This is a genomic window from Roseovarius sp. YIN77, assembly GCF_057219155.1.
Genome location: NZ_JBXVVI010000038.1, coordinates 1 through 9,588 on the forward strand (window position 1 = coordinate 1; position 9,588 = coordinate 9,588).

At 55.1% G+C, this 9,588-nt stretch carries 7 protein-coding genes and 1 pseudogene; 3 read left to right on the plus strand and 5 right to left on the minus strand.

The window, feature by feature from the left end; all coding sequences use genetic code 11:
- Positions 1-136: 136 nt before the first annotated feature.
- The 4 genes from AC2D8P_RS16275 to AC2D8P_RS16290 form a co-directional block, all read right to left on the minus strand.
- Positions 137-2,785 (minus strand): phosphoenolpyruvate carboxylase, encoded by a 2,649-nt coding sequence (locus tag AC2D8P_RS16275; RefSeq protein ID WP_484703895.1) that lies wholly within the window; start codon positions 2,783-2,785, stop codon positions 137-139.
- Between the two features lie 99 nt (positions 2,786-2,884).
- Positions 2,885-3,766, minus strand: coding sequence for a succinate--CoA ligase subunit alpha (sucD, locus tag AC2D8P_RS16280; protein ID WP_484703897.1), 882 nt, complete (start codon positions 3,764-3,766; stop codon positions 2,885-2,887).
- Positions 3,767-3,781: 15 nt separating this feature from the next.
- Positions 3,782-4,963, minus strand: a complete 1,182-nt coding sequence (locus AC2D8P_RS16285; RefSeq protein ID WP_484703899.1) for a malate--CoA ligase subunit beta — start codon at positions 4,961-4,963, stop codon at positions 3,782-3,784.
- 9 nt (positions 4,964-4,972) lie between these two features.
- Complete coding sequence (locus AC2D8P_RS16290) at positions 4,973-6,217, minus strand: aminotransferase class V-fold PLP-dependent enzyme (protein WP_484703901.1); 1,245 nt, start codon at positions 6,215-6,217, stop codon at positions 4,973-4,975.
- A 219-nt stretch (positions 6,218-6,436) separates the two neighbouring features.
- Between AC2D8P_RS16290 and AC2D8P_RS16295 the strand changes: the two genes are divergently transcribed.
- From AC2D8P_RS16295 to AC2D8P_RS16305, 3 genes are all read left to right on the plus strand, one after another.
- A complete protein-coding gene (locus tag AC2D8P_RS16295; protein WP_484703902.1) occupies positions 6,437-7,075 on the plus strand; it encodes a LuxR C-terminal-related transcriptional regulator in 639 nt (212 codons plus the stop codon).
- 100 nt (positions 7,076-7,175) lie between these two features.
- Positions 7,176-8,153 (plus strand): HpcH/HpaI aldolase/citrate lyase family protein, encoded by a 978-nt coding sequence (locus AC2D8P_RS16300; protein ID WP_484703904.1) that lies wholly within the window; start codon positions 7,176-7,178, stop codon positions 8,151-8,153.
- A 3-nt stretch (positions 8,154-8,156) separates the two neighbouring features.
- Entirely contained in the window at positions 8,157-9,422 is a 1,266-nt protein-coding gene (locus AC2D8P_RS16305) for a glycerate kinase type-2 family protein (protein WP_484703906.1), read from the plus strand.
- Between the two features lie 50 nt (positions 9,423-9,472).
- Here the strand turns inward: AC2D8P_RS16305 and AC2D8P_RS16310 are convergent.
- Positions 9,473-9,588 (minus strand): annotated as a pseudogene (locus AC2D8P_RS16310) (bifunctional methylenetetrahydrofolate dehydrogenase/methenyltetrahydrofolate cyclohydrolase); the annotation flags it as partial.

Sequence of the window (9,588 nt, forward strand, 5' to 3'; positions counted from 1 at the left end):
GTTTTCTGACGCAATCAGCTCAATCTCATCACGCTGGCGACCCAGCTCATCAGTGATCGCAGCAAACAAATCAGGGTCACGAGACGACAAACTCTCAGTGAAAAATCCAGAATCAGACATGGGGGTTCTCTCTTTCTTATCCTGTCCAGCCCAGGCCGGTTGCAATGCAGTTCATGGATTGCATCAATGGAACAGGAACAGCGGTGGTTTTAGATTTTCTATATTTATCCAGCAATTGTGCTTGTAATCTGTGCACAGAAGCAAGCTGGTTTTGTCTCGCCTCGAAATCGCGGCGTAAGATTGGGAAACGTTGGGCGATACCGGGGTTGGAGGTGATCGAACGGATGGCGTTGCGACTGCGTTCATGTTCTGCGCGGATCATACCAAAAATCCTATCCCGGATTTCAACATCATCCACCAACTGCGCGTATACTTCGGCAATGTTCATATCGGCCTGAAACAGGGTCTTTTCCACCTCGTCCACAATCAGGCGGAACAGTCGTGACTGGGCAAACATATCCTTGAGCAGGGCCTCTCCTTCTGCGCCCCGGACTTTGCGGAAGGCCTCAATAGCAGAGCCAAACCCATACCAGCCCGTGATCAGATGCCGGTTTTGCGACCAGGCAAACACCCAGGGGATCGCACGCAGATCATCCAGGCTGCCCGCGCCGAAACGACGCGCCGGCCGCGAGCCGATCTTTAACATTGCCAATTCTTCGACAGGGCTGGCCTGCTGGAAATATTGCAAAAACCCGTCTGCGTGCAGTAGCCCGGAATAACAAGCCTGAGACATTCCGGCCAGCGCATCAAAAATCTCATCACGTTCCGGGATCGCACTGGGCGGTACATCGTTCAGAGTATGGCTGAGCACGCTGGAGGCAAGGACTTCCAGATTATAGGCAGCGGCCCCTCTGTTGGCATACTTGGCCGAAACAACTTCGCCCTGTTCTGTCAGGCGAAGGCGCCCAAACACGGTGCCATCTGGTTGCGCGGCGATGGCACGTTCAGTTGGCGCACCACCCCGGCTGACCGATCCGCCACGACCGTGGAAGAATATGGGCTTCAAATCCTTGGCGCGCAACACGGCACTGATATCGCGCTGGGCCTTTTCCAATTCCCAACAAGAGGTGAAATAGCCACCGTCCTTGTTGCTGTCTGAATAGCCCAACATGATCTCGACCCCGCCGCGACGGGCTTTCATGCTGCGACGTGCGATTGACACATCCAAAAGCGCATTGATGATCGCAGGTGCAGCGCGCAAATCCTCAATGGTTTCAAAAAGCGGCACCACGGAAAGTTCAACCGTCTCAGACCCGAACCCGGATATCCGCGCCAACAGATAGATACCAAGAAGGTCGTCGACCGAGCGGGTCATTGACAGGATAAAGGGGCCGATAGCCTCTGGATCCGGGCCATTGATTGTCTCGCAGATCAGGCTGAACAGATCCAACAGCTCTTGCGTCTGGGCCGAATACTCCCCTATCGCAAAGGAGCTGACATCGGAGCGGCGTAGATCATCACGCAATTGCTTGGACCAGCCCGGCGAGTCATAGGTCAAATCAATCCCACGGGCGGCCCAGATTTCGCGAAGTGCCTCGGTCGTGACGGTCGAGTTTTGCCGAATATCCAGCGTGTAGGTTCTGAAGCCAAAACATTTCGCCCGCCAACGCAGGGGCAAAATTAAGCGCCGCGCCAGATGTTCCGACCCTACAGAGCGTAAGCCACTGTCGACTATTCTCAGATCTTCGGAAAATGCGTCGATATGGTTATAGTCGTCATTTTCGAGGTGCACAGTTATCGCCGACAACGCCTGGCGAAAAAGTTCGTTCGGGTGGCGGGCGCGCAGCGCTTTGGCTTGACCGCTGCGCTCTACGATCTTGGAAAACGCAGCGCGCAAATCATCATCCATCGGGACAATCACGTCAGAGACGCTGAGCCGGGCCGCGGCCGACCGCAGATGATCCAGATACATCTCGCGCGCGGTCTGCCGCGCACGCGCAATGGCGTTGCGGGTCACATCAACCGTCACATTGGGATTGCCATCCCGGTCCCCGCCGATCCAGCTGTGGAAATTAAACAGTCTGTGAATTTTGGGCTTCTTCCCAAATACCGCTTGCGACGCGGAAGAGAGGTTTTCATTGACCTGCGGGATCGCGTCAAAGATGGAGTCGCGGAAAAACTGAAGCCCCCACGCAATTTCATCTGACAAGGCCGGGCGTTCCAACCGCAATTCACCTGTTGTCCAGAGCAGGTCAACCTCTGCCTCTATATCAGCCACGATCCGCTTGCGTTCCGACGGCGCCCAACGCCCCGTTTCCAGCGACACCAGCCCGCGATAAATCCTGCGGTGGATTTCCAGAATGGTTACACGCTTGGTTTCCGTCGGATGTGCGGTGATGGTTGGGCCGACAAGCACACTCGAAATTGTACCTTTCAGATCGTCAAGATCGCGATCAGGAGAGTGACGAAGCGCATATTCAAAGCTGCCGGGGCCGGCGACGCCGCCTTCCTGCTTTTCCTGTTCGCGGCGATTACGTACGGCAATATTGTCATCAGCGATTTTTCTCAGCTGAAACCAAATGCTGATGGCCTGCAGATAGGCCGATGAATTAACCTCGGCGGGTATCGTAAATTGGCTGGATGTAACAATGTCGCTTGGAACAGAGGGTGCACGGCGCGCTATGACATTTGACCAAAGCTGCCAAATGAGTTGGTACAAACGGTCTGCATAAAGGTCGTGATCGGCAAGCGAAACGTCAGCGGCGGATTGATTCGTATTGTCCATTGTTCAAATCTTTCTGCCTTGAATGTCGACACCGCTTTCCGGACTGCAAGCACGGGATGGGGGGCGCGAACGCCCCCGGCTGCCCGTAAAACAGCTTGATTACTTCAGCACGCTGGCAATTGTTTCACCGATCACTGCGGGGTTTTCGGCCACCGTCACGCCTGCAGCGCTGAGGATTTCGACCTTTTCACTGGCGCTTTCCCCAAAGGCCGAGATGATCGCGCCTGCGTGACCCATGGTACGACCCTTTGGGGCCGTCAGACCGGCCACATAGGCGACGACGGGCTTTTTGACATGCTCCTGAATATAAGCCGCTGCTTCTGCCTCTTGAGGTCCTCCGATTTCGCCGATCATGCAAATCAGATCGGTTTCATCATCGCCCTCGAAATGCTTGATAATATCGAGAAAGGACGACCCATTGATCGGATCACCACCAATGCCAACCGACGTAGACACCCCAAGACCAAGTTCTTTCAGCTGTGCGGCGGCCTCATATCCCAATGTACCTGAACGACCGACAATGCCGACATTCCCCGGCAGATAGATATGGCCCGGCATGATGCCCAGCAGAGCTTTGCCCGGAGAGATCGTTCCGGCACAGTTCGGACCGGTCAGGATCATCCGCTTTTCGCGCGAATAGCGATACATGTAGCGCTTTACCCGGATCATGTCCTGGGCCGGAATACCATCCGTGATGCAAACACAGTATTCGATGCCACCATCAGCGGCCTCCATAATCGAGTCTGCAGCATAGGGCGGCGGCACGAAGATCAGGCTGGCATTGGCACCCGTCGCGGCAACCGCCTCTTTGACCGTATTGAAGACTGGAACACCTTCGACGGTTTCACCACCTTTGCCCGGTGTAACACCGCCAACGACGTTGGTGCCATATTTGATCATGTCCGCTGTGTGAAACCGGGCCATTTTGCCGGTGATCCCCTGGACGATGACGCGAGAGTCGTTATCAAGTAGAATTGCCATTGTAATACTCTCAGATTAGCGTTTGTTCGCGGTGTCGTTTTTCCACGCTTCGACGGAACGCTCTGCCGCTTCCATCAATGTTGTGGCGCGAATAATGGGCAGGCCACTCTTTGCCAGAATCTTCTGCCCCTCTTCTACATTGGTGCCAGCCAGACGGACGACCACCGGAACATCCACCGGGTTGGCCTGAAGGGCCTGAACCACACCTTCGGCAACCCAATCGCAACGGTTGATACCGGCGAAGATGTTGACGAGGATCGTTTCGACATTGGTGTCAGAGGTCACAAGTCGAAATGCCTTGGCTACACGTTCAGGGGTTGCCCCCCCGCCGATATCGAGGAAGTTGGCGGGCTCTCCACCGGCCAGCTTGATCGTGTCCATCGTGGCCATCGCAAGGCCAGCACCGTTCACGATACAGCCGATGTTCCCCTCAAGGCCGACATAGGACAGACCGCGGTCAGAGGCGCGCGATTCACGCGGATCTTCTTGGCTCTTGTCGCGCAGTTCGGCAATGTTGGGGTGACGATAAAGCGCGTTGTCATCAAAGGTCATCTTGGCATCAAGCGCGATGATCCGATTGTCAGACGTTACCACCAGCGGATTGATTTCGACCATAGTTGCATCATATTCACGAAAGGCTTTGTAGGCACCCTGCAGGGTTGTGACCATACGCGATACCAGCGGCCCGGGAATACCCAGGGCAAATGCGATTTCACGGGCCTGAAAATCCTGAAGCCCCACAGCGGGTTCCACAGAGGCACGGACAATGGAGTCCGGTTTTTCTGCAGAGATTTCCTCGATTTCCATGCCGCCCTCGGCAGAGGCAACGATCATGATCCTCTGTTGGGCACGATCCATCACAAAACCCAGATAAATTTCGCGTTCAATCGGGACGCCACCCTCGACATAAATGCGATAAATCAGCTTGCCTTCGGGGCCTGTCTGGTGCGTGACCAGTCGGCGGCCAAACATATCTTCGCAAGCATCCATGATCTCCAGATCGGATTTGCAGATTTTGACGCCACCCGCTTTGCCGCGGCCGCCTGCGTGCACTTGGGCCTTAATGACCCACAGGTCACCGCCCAGTTCACGCGCCCGATACGCCGCCTGTTCCGGGCTGTAGGCCAAAGCGCCAGGCGGGACTTCGACACCAAAATCACTGAGGATTTCCTTGGCTTGATATTCGTGAATATCCATGGTCTTTCCTTATGCTGCTTTGGCTTGACCGTAGTAGTTGTTCAAACGGGACAAGATTGCATTCACGTCAACATTAGCACCGAGTTCGTTCATTGCGTCACCAAACAAGGACACGATCTTAATAATCTGCCCTTCGGTCACTTGATTGAGAATGCCAACCCGCACTTGAACCGGGGCCGACAGGGTTGGCCAGATGCCAAATCCACGGCCACGACAATTTTGAACCAGTTCCATTTCGCGGCCTGCAAGATCCCCAGGCAAATTCAATACGACAAGGCTGGTCATATTGGACGTCACCTCGCAGCCCATCGCGCTGACCGCATCTTTCAACGCAGCCTCGTGAAGCGCATAGTCTTTGGCCTTTTGTTCGATGGTATGCATCAAGGTCAGACGCAATGCCTCGTGAAAGGCCGCGACAGCATAACCGGAATGGGTGCGATGATAGGCACCTTTTTCGACATCCTGACCGTCCATGATGCCCCAATGGCGCGCCTCGAGGATCGGATGATGCACATAAGAGCGGCTGCCGCCTTTTTTCACTTCTTCAATATAGCGATCAGAAAAGCTAACCGGCCCGTAGGTCAGGGGCAGGCAAAGCACACCTTTCTGCGGGCAGGACGCCCAACCGACCACACCGGGATAATTGTCGATTGAAAAATCCTCGATCCCCAAAGAGGACACCGCATCGACGAGGCCAAGTGCACCGTGCTTTGTGCAAGCGTCAGAAAAGCCCTGAACATCATTGATCCGGCCGGAACCTGTTTCCCAATGCGCCATAAATGCCCATTTCGGTTTGTGCTCGGCCAAAGCGGTTTCAACAATTTCACCGGTTACAGATTGGCCATGTGGGACTTCAACAACAACAACGCTCGCAGGTTGCGGATCCAGTGAGTTTGCGGCCAGTTCTTCCTCAGTTGAGGCTTTCATGCGGATGGTCAGGCCGTCGATGCCGGAAAATGTGCCGTTGGTAAATGCAACGACCTTGTCGCCAGGCAGGATTGCGTTGAACATCACATCCAGCGCAGAAAACCCAGTACCACCCACGCCGTAGGTATAGGTGTTCTTGGTACCCCAGATCGTGCGGAGCATCTGTTTGCATTCAACCATCCCACGCAAAACATCGGCCTGCATGTGATCGGCCAGACCAGCATTTGCAAAGGCTTCCAGAACACGAGGATCTGTGTTGCCGGGCCCCGGGCCAGCAGCAAGTGTTTCCGGAATCTCGAGTTTGGGGAAGATGTTGGGATTGGACATCGGAGTTCTTTCCTCTTGCAACGATTTGCCTGTGATTGCTGCGAATCGCTTATTTCCTGACAGTGATATCTTTTTCAGGATCGATAAAAATACCTATTGCGCCACCTCACAACACCCGTTTATCCTGCTTTTGGCATCCAATAGTTTGGTGTATCACCAGCCTAAAAGTATTGGTTTCCGATGATAAACTGAATTTCCCGCACGAATGGGTAGGTAAAAATGGTCGAATTAGTTAAAAACAACGCAAAAAGGCCCGTTTCGGTTATTCTTGGCCACGGAAACCCGCTTGTCCTGTCTGCGATGTCCGAGGTGTTCGAAGCCTCATCCGGTTTTTCCGTTGTCGCCACCACCGGCACGGCCGAGGGGTTTTTGGGCACAATCGCCCGCATCCCGGCCCAGGTCGGGGTGATCGAATGGAGCCTGCCCATCATCGGCGGGGCCCGTTTGCTGGAGGTGCTGCACGAGCAGCAGTCCGATCTGAAGGTGGTGATTTACGGTGACCCACATTCAAATTTGCCCAAGCTGGCTTTGTCGCAAGGGGCTGCAGGCTTTGCCTCTCACGCAGGATCGGAGCAGGATCTTCTGCAAGTCTGTGCCGATGTCGCCGAGGGTAAAATGGTTTTTCCGTTCATCGATATTCGTAGCTTGCAGGACAATCCGATGAACACTTTGTCGAAGCGGGAGCGCGCGATTTTGGAAGCGCTGAGCAAGGGATTGACCAACCGAGAGCTGGCCATCGAACTTGGAATTGCGGTCAATACGGTGAAGTTTCACTTGTCGAATTTATACGACAAACTGGGGGTGAAAAACCGCACCCAGGCGATCGCCGCATTCTTCAATTCTCACAGTTCTCGGTAAGGTGCGACAAATCGTACCGGGAAATCTATTTTCTTGACAAGAAATTATTTCCTCTCCTGCTTAGGGCCATCTTGAATTTCCTAAACAAGGAGGAAACACCGTGAGCTTCTTTCCGATTGAACAGGCCCCTGGCCGTCTTAACCGTTCAGAATTAGCCGTCCCCGGCTCCCAGCCGCAAATGTTTGAAAAAGCGGCACAATCTGATGTCGATGTTATCTTTCTCGACCTCGAAGATGCTGTTGCACCTGACGAAAAAGAGCAGGCGCGCAAGAACATCATTAAGGCCCTGAACGAGATTGATTGGGGCAACAAATCGATGTCTGTGCGAATCAACGGGCTCGATACACACTACATGTATCGCGACGTTGTCGATGTCGTAGAGCAGGCCGGCGAGCGTCTGGACCTGATCATGATCCCAAAAGTTGGCACCGCCTCTGACGTCTATGCCGTCGATATGATGGTCACCCAGATCGAAGACGCAAAAGGTTATAAAAAGCGGATCGGTTTCGAACACATTATCGAAACCGCCTTGGGCATGCAGAATGTGCATGAAATTGCCGCCGCGTCCAAGCGAAACGAAAGCCTGCATTTCGGCGTCGCGGACTATGCGGCATCCATGCGTGCACGCACCACAGTGATCGGCGGCGTGAACGAAAACTACGCTGTGCTGACCGACCCGCTGGCGGACGGATCCCGTGAAACGCATTGGGGTGATATGTGGCACTATGCGCTGGCCCGGATGGTCGTTGCCGCCCGCGCCAATGGTCTGCGTCCGATTGATGGACCGTTTGGTGATTTTTCTGACCCGGATGGGTACAAAGCCGCTGCCTTCCGTGCCGCTGTTTTGGGCTGTGAGGGCAAATGGGCCATTCACCCAAGCCAGATCGCACTGGCCAATGAAGTCATGTCGCCGTCAGAGGCCGAGATTACCAAAGCGCAGCGTATTCTGGAAGCCATGGCCGAAGCCGAGGCTGCAGGCAAAGGTGCCGTTTCTCTGGATGGCCGTCTGATCGATTATGCCTCTATCCGTCAGGCAGAGGTTCTGGTAGAGAAAGCCAAGCAAATCGCAGGCGGCTGATTTATGACGACAGAGCAGACACTTACGGATCTTCGCGCCAAGGCGCGCGCCATTTTTGACAAGGCCGTAGAGGCCGCAGATCCTGCTCTGGCGTTACGCAAACAACTGGCATCGGACCCGTTTCCGGTGCCAGCCAATGGCCGGACCATCCTGATCGCGATCGGCAAAGCGGCCCCGGCCATGCTGGCCGAGGCAATGGAACATGTCACCGGCCCATCCACCGCTTTTGCGATTACTCACTACGAAAATGAATTGGATGTGCCCGGCGCCACGGTGATGCGTTCTGCGCATCCGGTGCCCGATGAGAATGGATTAAAAGCCGGTCAAAAGATCATCTCTTTACTTCGGTCGGCGACCGCAGGCGACCAAGTCGTCGCTCTGATTTCTGGTGGTGGATCCGCCTTGGTTCCCGCCCCGATCGAAGGGGTCAGCCTAGCAGACAAGGCCGCCGTCAACCAGTTGTTGCTGCAATCCGGTCTGGATATCGTTCAGATGAACCTGGTCCGCCAACAGCTAAGCCAGTTAAAAGGTGGCGGATTTTTGCGCCATGCCGCGCCTGCCCCCGTCAGTGCCTATATCTTGTCTGACGTGATCGGCGATGATTTGCGTGCCGTGGCCAGCGGGCCAACCGTGGCCCCAATTGGTAGCCGTGAAGATGCGCGGCGGATTTTGTCCGATGCGGGCGTTTGGGATGAGGCACCAAAGTCGGTTCGTGACCACCTGTCCGCACCCACAACACATGAAGATCAGTCAGCACCAGCCAAAAACCACCTGATTGGATCCAATCGGCAAAGCCTGGAAGCCGCCGCGATGGAGGCTGAAAAGTCCTTTAATGTCAAAATAGTATCGGACCAACTGATCGGAGATGTCGCAGATGCCGCAAAGGAGGTTGTTCGCGCAGCTGGGGGCTCAGGCAAGAATACCGCGCTTCTCTTTGGCGGTGAAACCACCGTGCGTTTAACTGGAACCGGACTGGGCGGGCGCAATCAGGAACTTGCCCTGCGCGTGGCATTTGCCATCAATGAAATCGGCGGGGCGAACTGGGTGTTTCTAAGCGGCGGCACGGATGGTCGCGATGGCCCGACAGAGGCTGCTGGTGGCGTTGTGGACGCCGGAACCCGGGATCGTATTGTCAGTGCCGGTGCAGACCCGGACGCTTTACTCGCAAATAATGACAGCAACGCCGCGCTCTCTGCCGCGGGTGATCTGTTGCTCACCCGGGCGACCGGAACGAATGTTGCCGATATCCAGATTTTCCTGTGCAGCTAACCGCCTCGGATCACCGAAACTTCCAATAATGGATGGGCGACCCCCCCCCTTTAGGCTGTTAGGCCTTCTGGTTCTGGTAGGTTATTTGCGCGGCAGCATGCTGTGACTGTGTTGGCCAGGAGGCATGCGATGGTCATGGGGCCGACGCCGCCGGGGACGGGGGTGA